Below are 21,739 nucleotides of genomic sequence, written 5' to 3' on the forward strand. Positions count from 1 at the left end.
GTTAGGGTGGAGTCACCGTAGCAGGGTGGGGGCTATTAATAGAACTGGAGGCCCGTTATGGATGCTGAAGGAGCGGAGCCGGGCATGGTCCGGCCCGGTGGGCGCACGGCCCGGGTGCGGGAAGCGGTCCTGCGGGCGGCCGGTGACGCGCTGGTCGAGCAGGGATTCGACCGGCTCGACCTCGCCGATGTCGCACGACGCGCCGAGGTCGGCAAGACGACGGTCTACCGGCGCTGGGCCGGTACCGCAGGTCTGGTCGCCGATCTGCTCACGGACATGGCGGAGCAGTCCGTACCGCGCACGGACACGGGTTCACTGGACGAGGACCTCAGGGCCAACGCCAGGCTGGTGGTGCGCACCCTGACCGACCCGCGCCAGGGCGCGCTCTTCGCCGCCGTGATCGCGGCGTCCACCTGTGACGCCCGTACGGCCGAGGCGCTGCACCGCTTCTACGCCGTGCGCATCGCGGAGTGGTCGGGCTGTGTCGACGCGGCGGTCGAGCGGGGCGAGCTGCCCGCGGGCACCGACGCGGGCGAGGTGATCCGGGCCGTCTCCGCGCCGCTGTACTACCGGCTGCTGGCCAGCGGCGACCCCCTCGACGAAGCCGCCGCCGACCGCGCGGCGGAGGCGGCGGCGGTGGCGGCGCGGGCAGGTGTGTACGTGGTCTGAGGGGGCCGCCGCGGTCGGCGCGGGTCAGCCGATGCGGGTTCCCGTGCCGCTCACCCTGATCCGGGTGTCGTCCGGGCGCAGTTCCACGGTGAGCGTGCCGGGGCGGCCCATGTCCGCTCCCTGGTGGAGGGTGAGGACGGCGTCGTCCGGGACGAGGCCGAGCTCCCGGGTGTACGCGCCGAACGCTGCCGCCGCCGCACCCGTGGCCGGATCCTCCACCACGCCGCCGACCGGGAACGGGTCGCGGACGTGGAAGACGGTCGCCGACTCGCGGCTGACCAGCTGGAGCGTGGTCAGGTCCAGCCGGTGCATCAGGGCTTCCAGGCGGGCGAAGTCGTAGTCCAGGTCCGCCAGTCGCTCACGGGTCGCGGCGGCGAGCACCAGGTGGCGGGCGCCCGCGTAGGCGATGCGGGGCGGCAGGGCCGGGTCGAGGTCGGTGGGCGGCCAGTCGAGTGCGGCCAGGGCCTCCGCCAGGTCGTCCGGTCCGATGTCGAAGACCTGCGGCTCGACGCTGGTGAGGGTCGCGCGGAGCTCGTCGCCGTCCCGGGTGACGGTGACCGGGACCGTACCGGCGGGGGTGGCGAACAGCAGGTCGCCCGGGCCGTCGCGTTCGGCGAGGGCAATGGCCGTCGCGACCGTCGCATGGCCGCAGAACGGGACCTCGGCCTTGGGGCTGAAGTAGCGGATCGTGTGCCCGCCCCGGCCGTCGGATGCGGTGAGGAACGCGGATTCGCTGTAGCCCAGTTCCGCCGCGACGGAGAGCATCGCCGCGTCGTCGAGACCGGAGGCGTCCAGCACGACACCGGCGGGATTGCCCCCGTCCGGGTCGGCGGAGAAGGCGGTGTAGCGCAGCACCTCGGTGCTGGGGAGTCGGCTCATGCCACACGACAACTGAAGCGCGGTCAGGGGAATTCCCGAGGGGTGGTACGGGGCCCTGACCCCCCGTACCACCCCCTGGCCGGACCGCGGACCCCCCGGACCGCGGCGGCCGTTCACTGCGGTCAGTGGCAGACCTTGATCCCCGTGCTCGAGCTCGTCCAGGAGCAGGAGTCCTGGAGCGAGCCGCTGGGCTTGTACAGCCGGGCCTTGTCGCCGGTGTTGTTCCAGACGTACCAACCGCGGTTCCAGTACACGTGGGCCCCGGCGTTGCTGCCCTTGCCCGTGTGGACCCGGACCGTCTTGCCCGCGGCGACCGTGTAGCTGCCGAAGGTGTACGTGTACCCGGTGTTGTCCTTCAGCCGGTAGCCCTTGAGCTGGAGCTTCACCGTGCCGTTGTTGTGGATGTCCACGAACTCGGCGTTCAGGGACGTGTTCGTCCCGGTGTCGCTGCCGGGACTGTCGTACTGGATCTTGCCGAGGTGCAGTCCGCCCTGGTGGGAGGCCGCCGAGACCGGAGCCGTGGCGAGGAGCGAGCCGGCCAGAGCGGTGGCGGCGGCCAGGGCGAGAGGCGCGGCGGTGCGTATGCGCATACTGTGTGTTCCTTCTGTGTTCATCTGGTGAAGGTCAGCAGCATACGGGCAGTACGCGCTTGCGCGGTGGTGGCTGCGGAAATCAGCAAACTCGGTCATTTTGCGACGGGTTCGGGCATGCGGGGGCGAGGGTGCGGACGGTCCGGCCGCCGAGGTGTCAGCCCCGGCCCACGTACGGCATCGCGGTCGCCATGACCGTCGCGAACTGCACATTCGCCTCCAGCGGCAGCTCCGCCATGTGCAGGACCGTCCGGGCCACGTCGGCCGCCGCCATCACCGGTTCGACGGCCACGTCGCCGTTGGCCTGGAGGATTCCCGTCTGCATCCGCTCCGTCATGTCGGTCGCCGCGTTGCCGATGTCGATCTGCCCGCAGGCGATCCGGTACGGACGGCCGTCCAGTGACAGCGACTTCGTCAGACCCGTCATGGCGTGCTTCGTCGCGGTGTACGCGATCGAGTGCGGGCGGGGGGCGTGCGCGGAGACGGAGCCGTTGTTGATGATCCGGCCGCCCTGCGGGTCCTGCTCCTTCATCAGGCGGTACGCCGCCTGCGCGCACAGGAACGCCCCCGTCAGATTGACGTCCACCACCGTGCGCCAGTCCTCGTACGCGATGTCCTCGACCGGCATCGAACGCGGCCCGAACGTACCCGCGTTGTTGAAGAGCAGATCGAGGCGGCCGAAGCGCTCCCGGGCGAGCGAGAAGAGCGCCGTCACCTCGTCCGGCTCCGTCACATCGGTGGGCACGCACACGGTGTCCCCCCGGCCGCGGGCCGCGGCGGCGGTCTCCTCGAGGGGCTCCTCCCGCCGTCCCGCCAGGATCACCGTCCAGCCGGCCTCTTCGAGGGTGAGGGCGACGGCCCGGCCGATGCCCGATCCCGCACCCGTGACGACAGCGATTCTCTGCTCAGCGTTCATGGCCCGGCAGCGTACGGGAGGTTCGGCGGCGCAGGGCACCCGGTGCTCATCGCACCGCCACACGGATGTTGTGTACCCGCCAACGGCACGTCGTCGCCCCGCACTCCAATGCGTCTGACAGCATCCGGCAGGGGAGGGGCATATGACAGCCACACAGATCAGCACGCCCGGTCAGCAGGGGCATTCCGCCGAACTCCGCAGCGCCGCGCGGAGGCTCGGTTCCGGCGTGGGCCGCCGCAGCTTCCTCACCGTCACCGGCGCCGCCGCCGCATTGGCCTTCGCCGTCAACCTGCCCGCCGCGGGTGCCGCGAGCGCCGCCGAGCTCGACGCCCGGAAGATCACCGAGGACCCCTTCACCCTCGGCGTCGCCTCGGGCGACCCGCTGCCCGGCTCCGTCCTCCTGTGGACGAGACTCGCGCCCCGCCCCTTCGAAGCGGACGGCGGACTGCCGGCCACGCGTGTACAGGTCCGCTGGGAGGTCGCCCGCGACGAGCGCTTCGCCCGGATCGTCCGGCGCGGATCCGTCACCGCGCACCCGGAGTTCGGCCACAGCGTCCGCGTGGACGTCGACGGCCTCGCCCCGGACCGGACCTTCTACTACCGCTTCCGCGCCGGCAGCTGGATCAGCCCCGCCGGCCGGACCCGCACGGCCCCCGCACGGGGCGCCCGCACCAGCTCGCTGACCCTGGCCGCCGTCTCCTGCCAGGCCTACCACGACGGCTACTTCACCGCCTACAAGCACCTCGCGGCCGAGGACGTCGACGTGGTCTTCCACCTCGGCGACTACCTCTACGAGTACGCGGTCACGGCCACGGGCGGCGCCCGCAACTACACCGACCGCACCCTCCCGGCCCACTACAACCGGGAGACGGTCACGCTGGAGGACTACCGGATGCGCTACGGCCTCTACAAGTCCGACCCCGATCTGCGCGCCGCCCACGCGGCCCACCCCTTCGTCGTCACCTGGGACGACCACGAGACCGAGAACAACTACGCGGGCGACACCCCGGAGAACAGCGTCCCGCCGGAGGAGTTCCTGCTGCGCAGGGCCGCCGCCTACCGCGCCTACTGGGAGAACCAGCCGCTGCGCACCCCGCAGCGCCCCACCGGCCCCGACATGCGGCTCTACCGCCGCCTGGAGTTCGGCCGGCTCGCCCAGTTCGACATCCTCGACACCCGCCAGTACCGCAGCAACCAGGCGTACGGCGACGGCTGGAAGGTCCCCGGACCCGAGTCCGAGGACCCGACGCGCACCATGACGGGAGCCGCCCAGGAGCGCTGGCTGCTCGACGGCTGGAAGAACTCCCGCGCCCGCTGGAACGTCGTACCGCAGCAGGTGACCTTCGCCCGGCGGCGTGACGTACCCACGGACGCTTTCAAGCTGTCCATGGACTCGTGGGACGGCTACCCGGCTTCCAGGCAGCGGCTCATGGACGGGGCGGAGGCCGCCGGGGTCGACAACCTGATGGTGCTGACCGGGGACGTCCACGTCGGCTACGGCTTCGACCTGAAGAAGGACTTCGACGACCCGTCGTCCCGGACCGTCGGCACGGAGATCGTGGCCACCTCGATCGCCAGCGGCAAGGACGGCGCCGAGAAGCCGGCCAACTGGACCAACCAGACCCAGGCCAACCCGCACATGAAGTTCTACAACGGCCGCCGCGGCTACGCCCTCGTCACTCTCGGCACGGAGCAGGCGCGCGCCGACTTCCGTACGGTGTCGGCCGTCACCACGCCCGGCGCGCCCGTGGGCACGGCCGCGTCCTTCGTGACCGAGGCCGGGAACCCGGGGCTCACCCCCGCGTGACCCGGCCCCGTGCCGGCCGGAAGGGTCAGGTGCGGTCGTCCGCCGGATAGCGGACGCCGATGCGGTCACGTACCGCGTCGAGCGTCCGCATCACGGCGAGCGAACCGTCCAGCGGCACCAGCGGGGACTCCGTCTCGCCCGCGACCAGCGCACGCGTCACCTCGGCAGCCTCGTACTGCATGCCCGAAAGGCCCTGCGGTCCGGGGCCTGTGGTGATCTCCTCGGGCTCCCGGCCGGAACGGTGCAGGACGAAGTGGTCCGGGTGGAAGAAGCCGTGCGGGAAGTCGATCCGCCCGGCCGTGCCGGTGACCGACGCGGTGGTGGGCAGGTTCCCCACGATCGAACAGCTCAGCAGGGCCGTGGCACCCGAGTCCCAGCCCAGCAGCATCCCGGTGTTGAGGTCGACGCCCTCAGGGGACAGCAGCGCGTCCGCCTGCACCCGGTCCGGCTCGCCCAGCAGCAGGTGCGCGAACGACACCGGGTAGACCCCGAGGTCCAGCAGCGCGCCGCCGCCCAGTGCGGGATCCCGCAGCCGGTGCTCGGCGCCGAAGGTGCCCGCGAAACCGAAGTCGGCCTGCACCGTGCGGATCTCGCCGATGGCTCCGTCCCGCACCAGCTCGGTCATGCGGCGGATGACGGGGTTGCAGTACGTCCACATGGCCTCCATGAGGAAGAGTCCGCGCTCCCGGGCCAGTGCCACGAGCTCCCGCGCCTCGCGCGCGTTGAGCGTGAACGCCTTCTCGCACAGCACGTGCTTCCCCGCCTCCAGGGCGAGCCCCGCGGCTTCCCGGTGCGCGGAGTGCGGCGTGGCCACGTACACGACGTCGACGTCGTCGTCGGCGACGAGCTCCGCCCAGCTGCCGTAGGACCGCCCGATCCCGAACCGCTCGGCGAAGGCCTTCGCGGAGGCGTCCGTGCGGGAGGCGACCGCGACGACCTCGGCGCCGGAGTCCTTCATCGCCAGCAGATCCGCGGTGAACGTCGCGGCTATGCCGCCCGTCGCCAGTACACCCCAACGCACAGTCCTGCTCATGCCCGCCCGCCCTCATGAAAAAAGGTTCCGACCACTACGACTGAGCTGAGAGCATAGATGTGGATTCAACGAAGCGGAGACGAGGATGCCGGACAGCGGCGTGAGCCGGGCCCAGCAGGAACAGCAAGAACGACCGGAACAGTCCGAACGCCACGAGCAGCGAGAGCGGCACATTCGCCCGGTACGGCAGGAACACCGGCAGGAACACATACCGGCAACCCCGGGCCCCTCGGCCACCGACGCCGCACGGCGGGCCGGAATCCTGGTCACCCTGGTCCTCGGCGGGCTGACCGCGCTGCCGCCGCTCTCCATGGACATGTACCTCCCGGCGCTGCCCGCGGTCACCGACTCGCTGCACGCCCCGGCCGCGACCGTCCAGCTCACGCTGACCGCGTGCCTCACCGGCATGGCGCTCGGCCAGCTCGTCGTCGGACCGATGAGCGATCGGTGGGGACGGCGCAAGCCGCTGCTCCTCGGCATGATCATCTACGTGGTCGCCACCGCGATCTGCGCCTTCGCCCCCTCCGCGGAACTCCTCATCGGCTTCCGCCTCCTGCAGGGGCTGGCGGGCGCCGCGGGCATCGTGATCTCCAGGGCCGTGGTGCGCGACCTCTACGACGGCATGGAGATGGCCCGGTTCTTCTCCACCCTGATGCTGATCTCCGGCGTCGCTCCCGTCATCGCACCCGTGATCGGCGGACAGGTGCTGCGGTTCACCGACTGGCGCGGCATCTTCGTCGTGCTCACCGTCGTCGGCGTGCTGCTCACCCTGATCGTGTGGAAGTGGCTGCACGAGACCCTGCCCGAGGAGGAACGGCACACCGGCGGTATCGGTGACGCGCTGCGCACCATGCGCGGCCTGCTGGCGGACCGGGTGTTCACCGGGTACATGATCGCGGGCAGTCTCGCCTTCGCCGCGCTGTTCGCCTACGTGAGCGCGTCCCCGTTCGTCGTCCAGGAGATCTACGGAGCCTCGCCGCAGACCTTCAGCCTGCTCTTCGGCATCAACTCGATCGGGCTGATCACCGTCGGCCAGATCAACGGCAAGGTGCTCGTCGGCCGGATCAGCCTCGACAAGGCGCTCGGTCTCGGACTCGCCGTCATCTCCCTCGCGGCCGTCGCCCTGCTGCTCATGACCTCCGGAGTATTCGGCGACGTGGGCCTGCTGCCCGTCGCCACCGGGCTCTTCGTCCTGATGTCCGCCATGGGACTGGCGATGCCCAACACCAACGCCCAGGCCCTGATGCGCACGAAGCACGCGGCGGGGTCGGCCTCCGCGCTGCTCGGCACGACGTCGTTCCTCGTCGGCGCCATCGCCTCACCCCTGGTCGGGATCGCGGGGGAGCAGACGGCCGTACCCATGGCCGTGGTGCAGGTCGTGTGCGCCCTCTCCGCGGTGGCGTGCTTCCTCGGCCTGTGCCGGCCGTGGCAGAACAGGGGCGGACCGCAGGATCAGCCCACGCGCGGATAGCCCAGCAGGTGCAGCCGGTCCTTCCGGTCCGTCCAGCGGAACACTCCGGTCCCGGACGTCTCCCTCTCCGGCAGCCGCACATTCAGGGGCAGCGGTTCGGTGCCCCAGGTCGCGAAGCTCATCGTGACCGGGGCCCCGCCGCCCTCCAGGGCGTCGGAGGCGTCCCGCGCGTTCGTCGCGCCGTACGCCGTGCCCGTGTCCGTCACCGAGGCGAGCGTCAGCTGCGCCGCCCCGTCCTCCTCCTCGAAGCAGACCCCCTTCGCCGCCTCCAGATCGAAGGCCAGGTTCCCCGCCACCAGGTAGCGGTCCGAAGGAGAGACGACGGCCTGTGGATAGCGTCCGGGCGCGATGGCCGGCTTGTGGCACTCCACCGAGACCATCGCCTTGCCGCTCGTGGCGTCGTGCACCGTCCACAGTTCGTGCGTCGCGGCACGCTTCGACCCCTTGGCGAGCTGCCACTTCGCCAGGATCCGGTCGGAGGCCACGGACGTCGGCACGCCGGAGAGCACGTCGGCGCCCCTGGGCGCGACCGTCCTGCTGAACCAGCCGCCCCGCACCCAGAATTCGCGCACCCCGCTGAACAGAAGCCCCTTCGCCGTCTGCCCGCGCACCTCGGTGAGCTGCTTGCAGGCGGCGCAGCCCTTCGGGTACGTCACCGAGGCTGCGCCGACCTCCGAGACCCGGCCGGTCACCGGGTCGACCGTCGCACTGTTCGCACGGCCGTCGCTGATCAGGATGTCCGGGCCGGTCGCCGTGACCGTCGGCGCGCCGTTCCACGGCACCTCGACCCGCCGGCGCTCGCCGTCCGCGGCGTCGTACACATCGAGGGAGACGAAGGTGTCGGCCGGGGTCAGCCCGTCGCCGACCTTCCCGTACGACCAGGTCACGAAGAACTGCCGGTCCTCCTTGGCGACGCTCAGCAGCTTCGGGAAGTGCAGCGGGTCCGGCGGCCGCCAGGCCTCGCCGCTCCAGCCGTTGCGGCCCGTCTCCGTGTCGACGGTCCGCAGCCGGTAGCGGTTGTCGGAGACCTCCACCAGATAGGCGAGCCGGCCCGTCGTGTGCGCGAGGGCGTAGTCGGGCCCCACACCCACGATCTCCCAGCCGCGGGCCGTCGTGTAGGCCGGGGGGACCGTCAACCGCGTCGCCGGGCCCGCGCTCCTCCTCACCGGCTTCTTCGGCTTGTCGTCCTTCCTGCTGCTGCCGCCGTCCCCGCCGCAGGTGGCCAGCAGGAGCAGCAGCGCAAGGAAGAGCACCCCGCCGACCAGGGCCAGGCGCACGATCTTCTGTCTCATGGTCCCCCCGATGAGAAATCCCCCTGACCGATCCCGAACGACCTGTCCCGATCCGGCGCCGGTCAGCGTAACAACACGACTACGGGCAGGAGCAGTTCGGTTCCGTCGCCGTTCTGTCCCGGTGCCGTACCGGACCGTCCGGCAGCGGCGGACCGGCCCCCTGCGCCTACAATTCGGCGGTGAACGCCACCCTCCCCACAGCGCAAGCCCTGCGCACGGCCCTGGCCGCGCTGCTCGACGGGCTGCCGCCCAAGCAGGCCGCACAGGCCGTCGACCGGCTGATCGCCAGCTACCGCGGGACCACTCCCACCGACGCCCCGGTCCTGCGCGACCGCTCGGACGTCGCCGCGTACGCCGCGTACCGGATGCCCGCGACCTTCGAGGCCGTACGGTCCGCCCTCGCGGCACTCCGTGAGGCGGCGCCGGAGTGGGTGCCCGCCACGCACACCGACATCGGGGGCGGTACGGGCGCGGCGAGCTGGGCCGTCGCGGGAGCCTGGGAAGAGCCGCGCACGACCGTGCTGGACTGGGCCGAGCCCGCCCTCGTGCTCGGCCGCGAACTGGCCACGGCCTCGGGCATTCCCGGGCTGCGGGACGCCGAGTGGCAGCGAGCCAGGATCGGCACGGCGCTGGAACTCGCGCCCACGGATCTGGTGACCGTCTCGTACGTCCTCAAGGAGCTCACCCCGAAGGACCGGATCCAGGTGGTGGACGCGGCCGCGGCCGCGGCGCAGGCGGTGGTGATCGTCGAGCCGGGCACCCCCGACGGCTACGCCCGCATCATCGAGGCCCGCGACCTGCTGATCGGCGCAGGGCTGACCGTGGCGGCGCCCTGTCCGCACAGCGACGCCTGCCCCATCGAGCCGGGCACGGACTGGTGCCACTTCTCGGCGCGGGTCAGCCGCTCGTCCCTGCACCGCAAGGTCAAGGGCGGCTCGCTGAGCCACGAGGACGAGAAGTTCAGCTACGTCGTGGCGACCCGCTTCCCCACCGATCCGGTACGGGCGCGGATCACCCGCAGGCCGCAGATCCGCAAGGGCCAGGTGCTCCTCGAGCTCTGCACCCGCGAGGAGGGCCTGCAGCGCGCGACGGTCACCAAGCGGCACGGCGATCTGTACCGTGCCGCCCGGGACACCGCGTGGGGCGACGCCTGGCCGCCTCCGGAGAACCCCTAGGGTCTCAGCTCCTGGGTGCAGCACTTCACGCTGCCGCCGCCCTTGAGCAGCTCGCCGAGGTCCATCGGAACGGGCTCGAAGCCGCGGTCCCGCAGCGGATCGAGGAGCCCGACGGCGGCCTGCGGAAGCAGCACGTGGCGGCCGTCGCTGACCGCGTTGAGGCCGAGCGCCGCGGCGTCCGCCTCCTCGGCGACCAGCGCGTCGGGGAAGAGCCTGGCCAGCACGGACCGGCTGCCCGGCGAGAAGGCCCCCGGGTAGTACATGATCTCGTCGGCCGCGTCGTCGAGGACGCACAGCGCCGTGTCCAGGTGGTAGTAGCGCGGGTCCACCAGATCGAGGCCGATCACGGGGCGACCGAAGAACTCCTGCGCCTCGTCGTGGGAGAGCGGACTGGACCGGAAGCCGCGCCCCGCCAGGAGGTACGAGGAGGTGACCGCGAAGTCGCCCTCCCCCTCGTTGACGTGATCCGGCACATGGATGTCGGTGAAGCCGTTGGCCCGGAACCAGTCCCGGTGCGCCTCGGCCTCCGCGTACCGCTCCCGGTACGCGAAGAGAGCGCCCAGCACACGACCGTCGATGACGGTGGCGCCGTTGGCGGCGAACACCATGTCGGGGAGGTCCGGTTCCGGGGTGAGCAGCTCGACGGTGTGGCCGAGCGAGCGGTAGCGGTCGCGCAGGTCCTCCCACTGGGTGTTGGCCAGCGGCAGGTCGACAGGTTTCGAGGGGTCCATCCATGGGTTGATGGAGTACGTGACCTTGAAGTGGGCCGGGGCGCACATCAGGTAGCGACGAGGGGTGGCGTCACGGGTCAATGCAGGCTCCTCACGAACGGCAGCCGGAGCTGCGGAACGGTGGGATGCGCACGGTCTGTGCGTGAGTTCATGGTGCGCTGCTCCCGGCCGATGCGCAGTGATCCGATCGGGTGATTCCTGCGATGGTCGTCGAGCAGTCAACAAGACGATACGTATCGGACCGTGGACTTGTAGGCTGGGCGGATGTCACCCCACAAGGCGCCCGATTCCAGCCGCCGCAGCGACCGCTCCCGCCGCGCGATCTACGACGCCGCCCTCGCCCTAGTCGGCGAGGCCGGCTACGCGAGGACGACGATCGAGGGTATCGCCGCCCGCGCGGGGGTCGGCAAGCAGACGATCTACCGCTGGTGGCCGTCCAAGGCGGCCGTTCTCATGGAGGCCTTCATCGACGTGGGGACCCGGGCGGCCGAGGAGGCCGGTGACCGGGGCGGCTACGCGATCCCCGACACCGGGGACCTGGCGGCCGACCTCAAGCTCGTCCTGCGGGCGACCGTCGACGAGCTGAACGACCCCGTGACCGAGGCGCCGACCCGCGCACTGGCCGCCGAGGGCATCATCGATCCGGTGCTGGGCGCCCAGTTCGTCGAGAAGCTGCTCGATCCGCAGATGCAGTTGTACGTCACACGGCTGCGCTCCGCCCAGGAGGCCGGCGAGGTGCGCGGCGACATCGATCCGCGCATCGCGCTGGAGCTGCTGATCGCCCCGCTCACCCACCGCTGGCTGCTCCGGACCCTGCCGCTCACCCATGAGTACGCGGACGCGGTGGTCGACCTCACCCTGCGGGGACTCGCGGCCGGGCCTGCGGAATAAATCGGCTATTCCCTTACATTCGGTGCAGGTGGGCTCCACTCTCCGTGGAGCCCGGGGCACCCTGCTTGGTAACTCTGGCCACCCGAGGAGCAGGATGGTGGGACCATGGAGGAGCAACGCTGAGGTGAGGGGATAGATGGGCGCCGATTCCGGCCGCTATCGCGGCACAGAGAGCAGGATCTCCCAATGGCTGCGACGTCGGCCGAAACCGCGGCCGGAGGCTGACGACGCCGCTCGGCTGGAGCTGCTCCTGGCCGTCGCCGAGGCAGGGATGCCGATCTCTCCCGCCGCGCATCCCGCCGGATACCGATGTTCGTGCGAACGCATCGGCTGCCCCACTCCTGCCCGGCATCCCGTCTCGTTCGCCTGGCAGACGCAGTCCACGACGGACCGCGACCAGATCGAGCGCTGGGCCGCGGGCCAGCCGCTGGCCAACTTCATCACCGCCACGGGCATGATCCACGACGTCCTGGACGTCCCCCTGACGGCCGGCCGCGCCGCTCTGGAACGGCTCCTCGAAGCGGGCATCGACGTCGGCCCCGTGGCCCAGTCCGGCGAGGACCGGATGCTCTTCTTCACCGCCACCCGCGGTACCCCCGAGGACGAGGACGAGTGGTGGCCGTGCGAGCTGGACTGCCACCCCGAGACCATGGACGAGCACCCCGGTCTGCGCTGGCACTGCCGCGGCAGCTACGTCCTCCTGCCGCCCGCCCGGCTCCCCGGTGAGCTGGACGTGCACTGGATCCGCGGCGCGGAGAACCCGCTGCCCGACCCCCTGACCCTGCTCGAGACGCTGACCGACGCCTGTGCGCAGTACGCGGACACGGCCGACGAGAGCGACCTCGACCACGATTCCGTGGCCTGGCCGCTCAGCCGCTGAGGGACACCGCCGGACGAGGCGGTACGGGACCCGCGGACGTCACGAGCCCTGTGCGGCGATCAGGCCGGGCAGCCGGTTCAGCACGCGCACCTTGCCGCCCGAGTCACCGGCGCCCCGCTTGGGCACGTACACCAGCTGGCTGGAGACCCGCTCCTTGGTGAGGGTGCTCTTCACCTCACCGGTGAGCAGCGCCTCCACGTCCGAGTTGACCGTGGGCCGCAGCCCCGGCGCCGCGGTCTGCCGCTCGAAGTGCTTGCTGCTGAAGAAGACCAGGGCCCCGCCGTCCTCCGTCTTCAGGCCCAGCGGCGCGAACGTCCCGCTGTCCAGGGCCTGGTCGACGTACTGGAACGAGAAACCCGCCCTGCGCGTGTTCTTGCGCGCGTCCCGCCAGCCCGACGTCGTCGCCCCCGGAGCGAAGACATCCGGTGAGCCTTGCGACAGATAGCCCGTGTACGTTCCGCTGAGGCCCTTGGGCCGCACGGCCAGGGTGGCGTCGGTGTCCGCCGAGGGCACGGGGTGCGCCAGGCCGTCGGCGTCCTTGTGGAACCTCGGCACCTGGGACTGCGGGACGACCGCCAGATAGGCGGCCTTCCAGGGTGCGTCGGGACCGGTGCGGAGGAACGCCAGCAGCCAGCGGGTGTCCTGCCGCCCGTTGTCCTGGTCGCGGTTGGAGTCCGTGTCCGCGACGAACCAGCGGGGCCAGCCCGCCTTCTTGGGAATGCTGAACGCGGCGTCGGTCAGTTCCAGCGGCTTGTGCGACGCGTTTCCCTGCGGGCTGGACTTCCGACGCGCCTTCAGCCCGGCCTGGTTGATCGCGCCCAGCGAACCGGTCACCCGGTCCGCGTCCAGCGCCGGATCGTATGCCTTGTCCGCTTTGTTGTAGGCGACGAGGAAGTCATCGAGGGCCTGTGCGGCCTCAGTTCTCGTCGCTCCCGGCAGAACTTCCAGTTCGCCGTGCACCGTCACGCAGCCGCTCGCCGTCACGCTCAGCACCGCCGCTGTCGCGAGCCCCGTCGCCAGTCGACCCAGCCTTGTCATCCGTTGCCTTCTGCGCCTTCTGATCCGTCGTCCGCACTGACCGTCCGAACCCTACCGGGGCGAGGAACAGTGCGAGCGTGGGGATGAGATACAGCGCCCACACCGTGACCTGAAGAACGGTCGGGTCGGGCTGGAAGTTGAAGACGCCCTTGAGCAGGGTGCCGTACCAGCTGTCCGGCGGAACCGTGGTGGTGATGTCGAACGCCTTGTCCTCCAGGCCGCCCAGGAAGCGGGCCTCCTGCAGGTCGTGCACGCCGTAGGCGAGCACGCCCGCCGCGACGACCACCAGCATGCCGCCGGTCCAGGTGAAGAACCTCGACAGGTTGATCCTCAGCGCACCCCGGTAGAAGAGCCAGCCCAGCACGATCGCGGTCGCGATGCCCAGCAGCACCCCGATCAGCGGCGACGAGGAACCCTCACCGCTCGCCCGCACCGAGGCCCACACGAAGAGCGCGGTCTCCAGACCCTCGCGGCCCACCGCCAGGAAGGCCGTGGCGACGAGCGCACCGGTGCCCATGGCGAGCGCCGCGTCGAGCCTGCCGTGCAGTTCGGCCTTCAGGTGGCGTGCCGTCCGCCGCATCCAGAACACCATCCACGTCACCAGCCCGACGGCGATGACCGACAGCGAACCGCCGAGCATCTCCTGCGCCTCGAACGTCAGCTCCTGCGAGCCGAATTCGAGTGCGGCGCCGAAGGCCAGCGAGATGGCGCAGGCGATGCCGATGCCCGTCCACACCGGGCGCAGCGCGTCACGGCGGCCGGTCTTGACCAGGTACGCGACGAGGATGCACACGACCAGACTGGCCTCGAGACCCTCGCGCAGGCCGATCAGATAGTTGCCGAACATGCCGGTCCTTCCACGGTGTCGGTCATGAGAACAGTGCCCGGCCCCACCAGTCGTCCTCGTCGCGGACGCCCGGCGGAACGGCGAAGACCGCCGAACCCACGTGCTGGATGTACTCGTTGAGGGCGTCGCTCGCCGCGAGGCTGCGCTGCACCGGTATGAAGCCCTTGCGGACATCGCGCTGGTAGGCGAGGAAGAACAGTCCCGCGTCGAGCCTGCCCAGACCGTCCGTACCGTCGGTGAACGAGTAGCCGCGCCGCAGGATCGACGCCCCGCCGTTGGTGTCCGGGTGGGCGAGCCGCACGTGTGCGGTGGGCAGCATCGCCTTCAGGAACGGCTCGTCGCGTTCCTTCGGCCTGCCGACCGGGGCACCCTCGCCCTTGTCCCGGCCGAAGATGTCCTCCTGCTCCTGGAGCGGAGTGCGGTCCCAGGTCTCGACGTGCATCCGGATGCGCCGGGCCACCAGGTACGAACCCCCGGTCATCCACCCGCCGTCGTCCTTCGGGCTCACCCACACGTGCTTCGTCAGGGCGGCCTCATCGGTGCCCGCGATGTTCCGGGTGCCGTCCTTGAAACCCATCATGTTGCGCGGGGTCTGGGCGTCGGGCGTCGTCGACGAGGTCTTGCCGAAGCCCAGCTGCGACCAGCGGACCGAGGCGCGGCCCATGCCGATCCTCGCGAGGTTGCGGACGGCGTGCACGGCTACCTGCGGGTCGTCCGCGCACGCCTGGACGCACAGATCGCCGCCGCTGCGGGTGGCGTCGAGGTTGTCCCCGGGGAACTTGGGCAGATCCACCAGGGCTTCGGGCCGGCTGTCCTGGAGGCCGAACCGGTCCGTGGCGAACAGCGACGGGCCGAAGCCGATGGTGAGCGTCAGCCGGGACGGCTTGAGGCCCAGTGCCTCACCGGTGTCGTCCGGCGGTGCCTCGGCCGGGCCTCCGTACGCGCCGTCGCCCACCGCCCGCCCGGCCGTCATGCGCTCGGCGGCCCGGGTCCACTCCTTGAGCAGAGCGATCAGCTCGGCCCTGTCCTTCGTCGTCACGTCGAACGCGGCGAAGTGCAGCCGGTCCTGTACGGCGGTGGCGATGCCCGCCTGGTGCACACCGTGGAACGGCACGGCCGCGCCGCTGTCCGCCGCAGGCTCCGCACTCCCGTCGGAGCGCACCGCGGCGACCGCGCCGCCCGCCGCGACGGCTCCCAGCGCAAGACCGGCACCGCCCCAGCCGAGCAGTGCGCGACGGGACGGGGCCGGGTCCCTCTCCCCGGGTTCCTCGCCGGTTCCGGGCCGCATCACTTCGTCACCGCGGCGGCGAGCCTGGACAGCGGCTCGGCGAGCGCGTTGACCGCGTCCGAGAGCTCCTTGCGGTCCGCCTTGCCGACCTTGTCGTACGAGGTGAACGCGTAGGACGCCTTGTCCGCGCGGTACTTGTCCAGCAGGGTGTCCAGCGCGGCGAACTGCTTGTCCAGGGTGGCGGTCAGCGCCGGGTCGTTCTTCGACGCGATCGGCTTGAGCAGCTCGTACGACTTCTCCGCACCCTCGACGTTGGCCTTGAAGTCGACGAGGTCGGTGTGGCTGTAGCGCTCCTCCTCACCGGTGACCTTGCCGGTGGCCACCTCGTCGAGGAGCTCCTTGGCGCCGTTCGCCATCGAGGTCGGGGTGATCTCGGCCCGGCCGACCCGCTTCTGCCAGTCGGCCAGGTCCTTGTAGAGGAGGGGGGCGAGCGCCTTCTCCTCGGCGCCCAGCTTCTTGTCCTGCCACAGCGCCTTCTCCAGGCGGTGCCAGCCGGTCCACTTCTGCCCGTCCTCCAGGCCGTCCTCCCGGACGTCGACCTTCGGGTCGATGTCACCGAAGGACTCGGCGACCGGCTCGGTGCGCTCCCAGCCGATACGGGAGTCCGCGTACGCCTTCTTCGCCGCCTCGATGTCGCCCGCGGCCACGGCGTCCGTGAAGACCTTCACCTTGGGCAGCGTCTCGTCGGCCTGCGCCTGCACGTAGGTGCGGTAGCCGGCGACGGCCCTGTCCATCTCGGGGCTGCGCGCGGCCGTCTTTCCGCCGGTGACCTCGAGGGTCCGGCGGATGCCCTTGCCCTTCATGCCGGGCTTGCAGGCGATCTCGTACGTACCGGACTTGACCTCGGCGGTGATCCTCGCCTTGGTGCCGGGGCCGATGTTCTCGCGCTCGGTGACGATGCGGTCGTCCGGGAACAGGACGTAGACCTCGGTGACCTTGGATCCCTTGTTCTCCACGGCGAGTTCGACGTGGCCGGCCGGGATCTTCGTCCTGGACACCTCGCACGCGTCGTCCTTCGCGATGACCTGGACGGCGCCGTCCCCCTTGCCCTCGCTCTTTTCGGCGCAGCCCGTGACGGCGGTCAGTGCGGCCACGGTCGCGGCAGCGGTGACAACGGAGAGACGAACGGCTCGCATGCGGGCTCCACAGGGGACGAGAGAACGAGGAAAAGGCCGGACCAAGGGCAGGTGAGGCGGACCTAACTTAGTCGCGCCTTATCTGGTCGGTACACCTCCGTGCAGTGATTCAGCTCTCACCGGAGGGCCAGGAGAACGAGCAGGTCACGGCCTCCCCACGGGGAACCCACAGGAGGGTCAAAGGCGGGTCAAGCGGCCCTTGTCGGTACGACGAGCGGCGCCCCGGTCCGCGGGTGCGGGAACACCTCCGCCGGCTGCCGGTACCGTGCCGAGCAACTCTCCCGTGAACACTTCGGCGGGCGGCCCGGCGACCGCTGTCCGGCCGCCGTCCATGACCACGGCCCGGTCCGCGTAGGCCGCCGCGAGCCCCACGTCCTGCAGCACCACGACCACGGCGTCCCCGGCGGCCGCCCGCTCCCGGCAGATCCGCAGCACCAGTTCCCGATGTCGCGGATCCACCGCACCGGCACCCGCCGATGCGGCCTGTGGCGTCGCCCCGGCCCGTGCGGTGCTTGAATGCGCACGTGAACGACTACGACGTACCCGACGTACCCGACGGCATCGACGTACTGCGCGTGTTCTGCGGCCCGGACGGCCGCCACGGCAACGCGCTCGGGGTCGTACGCGACGGGCGCAGATACCCCGACAACGAGTCCCGGCAGGCGCTCGCCCGCAAACTAGGCTTCAGCGAGACCGTGTTCGTCGACGACCCGGAGCGCGGGAACGTCGACATCCGCACGCCCGGACTGCGGCTCCCGTTCGCCGGGCATCCGCTCGTCGGTGCTGCGTGGCTGCTCGACCTGGAGGTCCTGGAACTGCCCGTCGGGGACGTGTTCGCCCGCCAGGACGGCGAGTTCACCTGGATCACGGCCCGCCCCGAGTGGGCGGCGCCCAGGACGCTGGAGCGGTACGCGTCGGTCGCCGAGGTCGAGGCCCTGACGGAGCCGCCGCCCGGAAGGGGCCGGCTCTACGTCTGGGCCTGGGAGGACGAGGCGGCGGGGCGGGTGCGGGCGCGGGCGTTCCCGCGGAGGGACGACGGAATCGACGAGGACGAGGCGACCGGGGCGGCGGCCATGCTGCTGAGCGCGGAGCTGGGCCGCGCCCTCAACATCGCACAAGGACGCGGCTCCCAGATCCTCACCGCACCCGCGCCGGACGGCACGGTGGAGATCGGGGGCCGCGTCCTGCTGGCCGCCAAGGGCTGAACGAGACGGCTACGCGCTGAGCGGGAAGACCTCGCCGAGCTCGTGGAATACGGCGGTGTTCAGCGCGAAGGCGTTCTTGCACTCGTCGATGATGCGCTGCTTCTCCAGGTCGTCGGCGTTCACCGCGTCCAGCAGCTCCCGGTACTCCCGCTTGAACGCGGCCGGATTGGAGATCTGCTCGAACACGTAGAAGCGCACCCCGTCGCCCTTGCGCTCGAAGCCCCAGGTCTTCTCAGCGGTGCCCCGGATGATCTGACCGCCGGAGAGGTCCCCGAGGTAGCGGGTGTAGTGGTGCGCGATGTAACCGGCCGGCCAGGCGCGGGCGCACTCGGCGACCCGCTCCGCGTACGCGGCGGTGGCGGCCAGCGGCTCCAGGCCCTCGCGCCAGTCGGCACCCCGCAGATGCGCCAGGTCGCGCTCCAGCTCGGCACTGCGCATCAGCTCCGGCTGGATGAACGGACCCGCGACCGGGTCGTCGCGCAGCGCCTGCGCGCCGTCCTCCAGCGCCCGGTACACGAACCACAGCTGCTCGGTGTAGCGCGTGTACGCGTCCACCCCGAGCCGCCCGCCGAGCATGTCGCTCATGAAGGAGGAGGACTCCGCCTCCGTGTGCTGCTCGTGCGAAGCGGTGCGGATGAGCGTGGAGAACGGGGTGGTGGCGGTTGCGTCCAAGAGGGGCCTCCGGGGGCCGAGGGGGCGGGAAGTCCGGACAGAGACGGAAATGTCGGCAGCACCAGCCGCGCGCCGCCGGTTGCCAGTACGCCGATCCTCCTGCTTAGGTTTACCTAAGTCAATTGGTTACCGACTACCTGTCGGTAAAACATTACGCCCGGCCCGGACCGGGCGCAGCGTTACGGCAGAGTCAGGATCTCCGCCCCCGTCTCCGTCACCACCAGCGTGTGCTCGAACTGGGCGGTGCGCTTCCGGTCCTTCGTCACCACGGTCCAGCCGTCGTCCCACATGTCGTACTCGTGCGTCCCGAGCGTCAGCATCGGCTCGATGGTGAACGTCATGCCGGGCTGCATCACGGTCGTCGCGTGCGGGCTGTCGTAGTGCGGCACGATGAGACCGGAGTGGAACGAGGAATTGATCCCGTGCCCGGTGAAGTCCCGCACCACGCCGTACCCGAACCGCTTCGCGTACGACTCGATCACCCGGCCGATCACATTGATCTGGCGGCCGGGCCGCACCGCCTTGACGGCCCGGTTCAGGGACTCCCGGGTGCGTTCCACGAGGAGCCTCGACTCCTCGTCGACATCGCCGCAGAGGTAGGTGGCGTTGTTGTCCCCGTGCACACCGTTGATGTAAGCGGTGACGTCGAGGTTCACGATGTCGCCGTCCCGCAGCACCGTGGAGTCCGGGATGCCGTGACAGATGACCTCGTTGAGCGAGGAGCACAGGGACTTGGGGAAGCCGCGGTAGCCGAGCGTCGACGGGTAGGCGCCGTGGTCGACCATGAACTCATGGGCGACCCGGTCGAGTTCGTCGGTCGTGACGCCCGGGGCGATGTGCTTCGCGGCCTCCTCCATCGCCTGCGCGGCGACGCGGCCCGCGATCCGCATGCGTTCCACGGTGTCGGAGTCCTGGATCTCCGGCCCGGTGTACGGCGTGGGGGCGGGCTTGCCCACGTACTCGGGGCGCCGGATGTTTCCGGGAACGGAACGGACGGGAGTGATCTCCCCTGGTACGAGAAGCGACTGGCCAGACATGCCAGCGAGTCTAACCAGCGCGCCTGGGGCAGCATGGCTGCGAGGAAAGGATCCGACGATGGCCCTGTTCAAGAAGCGCACGGTCGGCAAACCGGGCGAATGGTACTACTGCCTGGAGCACAAGAAGGTCGAGGAGGGCCCCGAGTGCCCGGCGAAGGACCGCTTCGGCCCGTACGCCTCCCGCGGGGACGCGCAGCACGCCATGGACACGGCGCGTGAGCGGAATCTGGAGTGGGAGAACGACCCGAAGTGGCACGACCGCACGGAGGAGACCCCGGAGCCCTAGGGGCCTCGTACCCCCGGACCCCGGCGGGACCGGGGGACGCCGCCCGCCTGCGCGCCGCGTCCTCGTCCGTCCCGGAATCGTACGTGAGCAGCTTCGGCAGCGCCGCAGCCAGCAGCGCGACCGGAGCGACACACGCCGCCCCGCCCGGCCGGAACCCGTTACCAGCGGGCCGGCGGCGGGGCCGTCAGCTGGTCGGCCAGCCGTGACAGCCGGTCCCGGAACGTGCGGCGCCCTCGCGGGGAAGGCGCGCCGTTCTCCCCGGCCGCCGCGCTGACCAGGTGCTGCACGGTGTCCAGGTCCACGTCGTCCCCGTCGCCCACCGTCAGCGACTCATGGGCGAGCCCCCGCACCTCCGCGTCACCACTGTCCAGCGTCAGCACCGTCGCCCCGGCCCGGCGTGCGTCGTGCACCCGCTCCAGCAGCCCGCCGCCGGGCCGCTCCGGGGCCACCACGAGCAGGGTCTCGCCCCGCCCGGCCGCCTCGATCCGGCCCAGTCCGACGGCCAGGTGCGCCGGATCGCCCTGCTCCACCCGGTGCCGCACGAGGGTGGGCCGCAGCTGCGGCAGACCCGACCACGTGGACTCGTCGACCAGATGCGCGGCCATGTGCCACGGCTCGTACGCCTCGGTCCCCACCAGCAGCAGCCCGCCGCCCTGCGGCACGACCGAGGACCGCAGGGCCCTGGCGAACCGACGGGTCGCCGCGGGCCACTCGGTCCCGGCGAGTACTTCACGCAGCAGCGCGACGCGTACGGCATCCATGGCCCGGCATCATGCCCCAACTCATCTCCGCAGGTGGCTCCTTGGGGTTCAAGCACTCGAACGGGGTCCGGCCTGTCCGGCGGGGAGCCCAGCAGGGCGGGCCGCCGTGTCCTCCGTCGCAGAGTCGCCCCGGCTACCTCGCAGTAGGGTCGGCGCCATGACTACGAATGAGAGCGGCAGCGCACCCAAGCCCCCCGCCAAGGACCCCTGGGACCTTCCCGACGTGTCCGGGCTGACCATCGGCGTACTCGGCGGAACGGGCCCCCAGGGCCGCGGCCTGGCCTACCGCTTCGCCCGCGCCGGTCACAAGGTCGTCATCGGCTCCCGTGCCGCCGACCGTGCGGAAGCCGCCGCCGCCGAGCTGGGCCACGGCGTCGAGGGCGCGGACAACGCGGAATGTGCGCGCCGCAGCGACGTCGTGATCGTCGCCGTCCCGTGGGACGGACACGCCAAGACGCTCGAGTCGCTGCGCGAGGAGCTCGCGGGCAAACTCGTCGTCGACTGCGTCAACCCGCTCGGCTTCGACAAGAAGGGCGCCTACGCCCTGAAGCCCGAGGAGGGGAGCGCCGCCGAGCAGGCCGCCGCCCTGCTGCCCGACTCCCGGGTCACCGCAGCCTTCCACCACCTGTCCGCGGTACTGCTCCAGGACGAGACGATCGAGGAGATCGACACCGACGTCCTGGTGCTCGGCGAGGCACGCGCCGACACCGACACCGTGCAGGCACTCGCGAGCCGTATCCCCGGTATGCGCGGCGTCTTCGCGGGCCGGCTGCGCAACGCGCACCAGGTCGAGTCGCTCGTCGCCAACCTGATCTCCGTCAACCGCCGCTACAAGGCACACGCGGGGCTGCGCGCCACCGACGTGTGAGCCCGTGCCCGGAGCAGGAACGGGCATGAGGGACACTGGACGGGACCGAGCACCATCCCCGGACAGGAGCACCAGCCCTCATGCCCCGCCTCGCCATCTACGCCCTCGTCGTCTGCGTTCTCGCCGTCGCCGCTGCCGTGGTCTCCTTCGCCCAGGGCAGTTTCCTCGGGATCATCTGGGTGCTGCTGGCCGGCCTCTCCTCGAACATGGCGTGGTTCTACATCCGCAAGCACAGGGTGGAGAGCGCGGCGGCCGGGAGCTAGCCGC

General features: G+C 71.0%; 22 protein-coding genes and 2 pseudogenes. 10 read left to right on the forward strand and 14 right to left on the reverse strand.

What is annotated here, in order from left to right; genetic code table 11:
• Positions 1-57 precede the first annotated feature (57 nt).
• A complete protein-coding gene (locus OG844_RS35080; RefSeq protein ID WP_383173719.1) occupies positions 58-669 on the forward strand; it encodes a TetR/AcrR family transcriptional regulator in 612 nt (203 codons plus the stop codon).
• Between the two features lie 24 nt (positions 670-693).
• Here OG844_RS35080 and OG844_RS35085 read toward each other — a convergent pair whose 3' ends face one another.
• The 3 genes from OG844_RS35085 to OG844_RS35095 form a co-directional block, all read right to left on the reverse strand.
• Positions 694-1,548, reverse strand: coding sequence for a PhzF family phenazine biosynthesis protein (locus OG844_RS35085; RefSeq protein ID WP_406395833.1), 855 nt, complete (start codon positions 1,546-1,548; stop codon positions 694-696).
• Positions 1,549-1,670: 122 nt separating this feature from the next.
• Positions 1,671-2,138, reverse strand: coding sequence for a lamin tail domain-containing protein (locus OG844_RS35090; protein ID WP_406395834.1), 468 nt, complete (start codon positions 2,136-2,138; stop codon positions 1,671-1,673).
• Positions 2,139-2,295: 157 nt separating this feature from the next.
• On the reverse strand, positions 2,296-3,054 hold the full coding sequence (locus OG844_RS35095) for an SDR family oxidoreductase (RefSeq protein WP_406395835.1): 759 nt from the start codon (positions 3,052-3,054) through the stop codon (positions 2,296-2,298).
• A gap of 142 nt (positions 3,055-3,196) precedes the next feature.
• Here OG844_RS35095 and OG844_RS35100 point away from each other — a divergent pair, with 142 nt between their 5' ends.
• Positions 3,197-4,861 carry an alkaline phosphatase D family protein gene (locus OG844_RS35100; protein WP_406395837.1) on the forward strand — a complete coding sequence of 555 codons (1,665 nt, stop codon included), beginning with the start codon at positions 3,197-3,199 and terminating at the stop codon, positions 4,859-4,861.
• A 25-nt stretch (positions 4,862-4,886) separates the two neighbouring features.
• On the opposite strand, the gene OG844_RS35105 is transcribed toward OG844_RS35100, so the two are convergent.
• The gene (locus OG844_RS35105) at positions 4,887-5,894 is read right to left on the reverse strand and encodes a Gfo/Idh/MocA family protein (protein ID WP_406395839.1); all 1,008 of its coding nucleotides are present in this window, start codon (positions 5,892-5,894) and stop codon (positions 4,887-4,889) included.
• Between the two features lie 85 nt (positions 5,895-5,979).
• Here OG844_RS35105 and OG844_RS35110 point away from each other — a divergent pair, with 85 nt between their 5' ends.
• Positions 5,980-7,365 carry a Bcr/CflA family multidrug efflux MFS transporter gene (locus OG844_RS35110; protein ID WP_406395840.1) on the forward strand — a complete coding sequence of 462 codons (1,386 nt, stop codon included), beginning with the start codon at positions 5,980-5,982 and terminating at the stop codon, positions 7,363-7,365.
• Here OG844_RS35110 and OG844_RS35115 read toward each other — a convergent pair.
• Positions 7,347-8,657, reverse strand: coding sequence for a hypothetical protein (locus tag OG844_RS35115; protein ID WP_406395842.1), 1,311 nt, complete (start codon positions 8,655-8,657; stop codon positions 7,347-7,349). The two genes, OG844_RS35110 and OG844_RS35115, sit on opposite strands and share 19 nt — an antisense overlap.
• Positions 8,658-8,836: 179 nt before the next feature.
• Between OG844_RS35115 and OG844_RS35120 the strand changes: the two genes are divergently transcribed.
• A complete protein-coding gene (locus tag OG844_RS35120; protein WP_406395845.1) occupies positions 8,837-9,832 on the forward strand; it encodes a small ribosomal subunit Rsm22 family protein in 996 nt (331 codons plus the stop codon).
• Here the strand turns inward: OG844_RS35120 and ddaH are convergent.
• Positions 9,829-10,665, reverse strand: a pseudogene (gene ddaH / locus OG844_RS35125) (dimethylargininase); the annotation flags it as partial. The gene OG844_RS35120 and the pseudogene ddaH sit on opposite strands and share 4 nt — an antisense overlap.
• Positions 10,666-10,827: 162 nt before the next feature.
• On the opposite strand from ddaH, the gene OG844_RS35130 reads away from it, so the two are divergent.
• Both OG844_RS35130 and OG844_RS35135 read left to right on the forward strand, forming a co-directional pair.
• Positions 10,828-11,454 carry a TetR/AcrR family transcriptional regulator gene (locus tag OG844_RS35130; protein ID WP_406395847.1) on the forward strand — a complete coding sequence of 209 codons (627 nt, stop codon included), beginning with the start codon at positions 10,828-10,830 and terminating at the stop codon, positions 11,452-11,454.
• 136 nt (positions 11,455-11,590) lie between these two features.
• Positions 11,591-12,334, forward strand: a complete 744-nt coding sequence (locus tag OG844_RS35135) for a bifunctional DNA primase/polymerase (protein WP_406395849.1) — start codon at positions 11,591-11,593, stop codon at positions 12,332-12,334.
• A gap of 39 nt (positions 12,335-12,373) precedes the next feature.
• Here OG844_RS35135 and OG844_RS35140 read toward each other — a convergent pair whose 3' ends face one another.
• From OG844_RS35140 to OG844_RS35160, 5 genes and pseudogenes are all read right to left on the reverse strand, one after another.
• On the reverse strand, positions 12,374-13,300 hold the full coding sequence (locus OG844_RS35140; protein WP_406395850.1) for a hypothetical protein: 927 nt from the start codon (positions 13,298-13,300) through the stop codon (positions 12,374-12,376).
• The gene (gene efeU / locus OG844_RS35145) at positions 13,251-14,219 is read right to left on the reverse strand and encodes an iron uptake transporter permease EfeU (protein ID WP_406395851.1); all 969 of its coding nucleotides are present in this window, start codon (positions 14,217-14,219) and stop codon (positions 13,251-13,253) included. The genes OG844_RS35140 and efeU overlap by 50 nt, the downstream gene beginning before the upstream one ends.
• Positions 14,220-14,241: 22 nt before the next feature.
• Positions 14,242-15,507 carry an iron uptake transporter deferrochelatase/peroxidase subunit gene (gene efeB, locus OG844_RS35150; protein WP_406395852.1) on the reverse strand — a complete coding sequence of 422 codons (1,266 nt, stop codon included), beginning with the start codon at positions 15,505-15,507 and terminating at the stop codon, positions 14,242-14,244.
• Positions 15,507-16,643, reverse strand: a complete 1,137-nt coding sequence (gene efeO / locus OG844_RS35155; RefSeq protein ID WP_406395854.1) for an iron uptake system protein EfeO — start codon at positions 16,641-16,643, stop codon at positions 15,507-15,509. The genes efeB and efeO overlap by 1 nt, the downstream gene beginning before the upstream one ends.
• A 188-nt stretch (positions 16,644-16,831) precedes the next feature.
• Positions 16,832-17,105: pseudogene (locus tag OG844_RS35160) on the reverse strand (hemin ABC transporter ATP-binding protein); the annotation flags it as partial.
• Between the two features lie 62 nt (positions 17,106-17,167).
• Here OG844_RS35160 and OG844_RS35165 point away from each other — a divergent pair.
• Complete coding sequence (locus tag OG844_RS35165) at positions 17,168-17,848, forward strand: PhzF family phenazine biosynthesis protein (RefSeq protein ID WP_406395855.1); 681 nt, start codon at positions 17,168-17,170, stop codon at positions 17,846-17,848.
• Between the two features lie 9 nt (positions 17,849-17,857).
• On the opposite strand, the gene OG844_RS35170 is transcribed toward OG844_RS35165, so the two are convergent.
• Positions 17,858-18,520 carry a heme oxygenase (biliverdin-producing) gene (locus tag OG844_RS35170; protein WP_406395856.1) on the reverse strand — a complete coding sequence of 221 codons (663 nt, stop codon included), beginning with the start codon at positions 18,518-18,520 and terminating at the stop codon, positions 17,858-17,860.
• 179 nt (positions 18,521-18,699) lie between these two features.
• On the reverse strand, positions 18,700-19,557 hold the full coding sequence (gene map, locus OG844_RS35175) for a type I methionyl aminopeptidase (RefSeq protein WP_406395858.1): 858 nt from the start codon (positions 19,555-19,557) through the stop codon (positions 18,700-18,702).
• A 58-nt stretch (positions 19,558-19,615) separates the two neighbouring features.
• Between map and OG844_RS35180 the strand changes: the two genes are divergently transcribed.
• Positions 19,616-19,843: a hypothetical protein gene (locus OG844_RS35180; RefSeq protein ID WP_406395860.1), complete on the forward strand. Its 228-nt coding sequence runs from the start codon at positions 19,616-19,618 to the stop codon at positions 19,841-19,843.
• 158 nt (positions 19,844-20,001) lie between these two features.
• Here the strand turns inward: OG844_RS35180 and OG844_RS35185 are convergent, their stop codons facing one another.
• Positions 20,002-20,604: a hypothetical protein gene (locus OG844_RS35185; protein WP_406395862.1), complete on the reverse strand. Its 603-nt coding sequence runs from the start codon at positions 20,602-20,604 to the stop codon at positions 20,002-20,004.
• Between the two features lie 157 nt (positions 20,605-20,761).
• Between OG844_RS35185 and npdG the strand changes: the two genes are divergently transcribed.
• Complete coding sequence (gene npdG, locus OG844_RS35190; protein ID WP_385622659.1) at positions 20,762-21,472, forward strand: NADPH-dependent F420 reductase; 711 nt, start codon at positions 20,762-20,764, stop codon at positions 21,470-21,472.
• Positions 21,473-21,552: 80 nt separating this feature from the next.
• The gene (locus tag OG844_RS35195; RefSeq protein WP_351171745.1) at positions 21,553-21,735 is read left to right on the forward strand and encodes a hypothetical protein; all 183 of its coding nucleotides are present in this window, start codon (positions 21,553-21,555) and stop codon (positions 21,733-21,735) included.
• Positions 21,736-21,739: the final 4 nt, after the last annotated feature.

Source organism: Streptomyces sp. NBC_00887 (genome assembly GCF_045207585.1).

Coding starts and splice junctions, on each gene's coding strand:
- npdG (WP_385622659.1), top strand. CDS start 20,762: ATGACTACGAATGAGAGCGGCAGCGCACCCAAGCCCCCCGCCAAGGAC.
- OG844_RS35105 (WP_406395839.1), bottom strand. CDS start 5,894: ATGAGCAGGACTGTGCGTTGGGGTGTACTGGCGACGGGCGGCATAGCC.
- OG844_RS35195 (WP_351171745.1), top strand. CDS start 21,553: ATGCCCCGCCTCGCCATCTACGCCCTCGTCGTCTGCGTTCTCGCCGTC.
- OG844_RS35095 (WP_406395835.1), bottom strand. CDS start 3,054: ATGAACGCTGAGCAGAGAATCGCTGTCGTCACGGGTGCGGGATCGGGC.
- OG844_RS35100 (WP_406395837.1), top strand. CDS start 3,197: ATGACAGCCACACAGATCAGCACGCCCGGTCAGCAGGGGCATTCCGCC.
- OG844_RS35180 (WP_406395860.1), top strand. CDS start 19,616: ATGGCCCTGTTCAAGAAGCGCACGGTCGGCAAACCGGGCGAATGGTAC.
- OG844_RS35130 (WP_406395847.1), top strand. CDS start 10,828: ATGTCACCCCACAAGGCGCCCGATTCCAGCCGCCGCAGCGACCGCTCC.
- OG844_RS35090 (WP_406395834.1), bottom strand. CDS start 2,138: ATGCGCATACGCACCGCCGCGCCTCTCGCCCTGGCCGCCGCCACCGCT.
- efeU (WP_406395851.1), bottom strand. CDS start 14,219: ATGTTCGGCAACTATCTGATCGGCCTGCGCGAGGGTCTCGAGGCCAGT.
- OG844_RS35135 (WP_406395849.1), top strand. CDS start 11,591: ATGGGCGCCGATTCCGGCCGCTATCGCGGCACAGAGAGCAGGATCTCC.
- OG844_RS35115 (WP_406395842.1), bottom strand. CDS start 8,657: ATGAGACAGAAGATCGTGCGCCTGGCCCTGGTCGGCGGGGTGCTCTTC.
- OG844_RS35085 (WP_406395833.1), bottom strand. CDS start 1,548: ATGAGCCGACTCCCCAGCACCGAGGTGCTGCGCTACACCGCCTTCTCC.
- OG844_RS35080 (WP_383173719.1), top strand. CDS start 58: ATGGATGCTGAAGGAGCGGAGCCGGGCATGGTCCGGCCCGGTGGGCGC.
- efeB (WP_406395852.1), bottom strand. CDS start 15,507: ATGCGGCCCGGAACCGGCGAGGAACCCGGGGAGAGGGACCCGGCCCCG.
- efeO (WP_406395854.1), bottom strand. CDS start 16,643: ATGCGAGCCGTTCGTCTCTCCGTTGTCACCGCTGCCGCGACCGTGGCC.
- OG844_RS35185 (WP_406395862.1), bottom strand. CDS start 20,604: ATGGATGCCGTACGCGTCGCGCTGCTGCGTGAAGTACTCGCCGGGACC.
- OG844_RS35110 (WP_406395840.1), top strand. CDS start 5,980: ATGCCGGACAGCGGCGTGAGCCGGGCCCAGCAGGAACAGCAAGAACGA.
- map (WP_406395858.1), bottom strand. CDS start 19,557: ATGTCTGGCCAGTCGCTTCTCGTACCAGGGGAGATCACTCCCGTCCGT.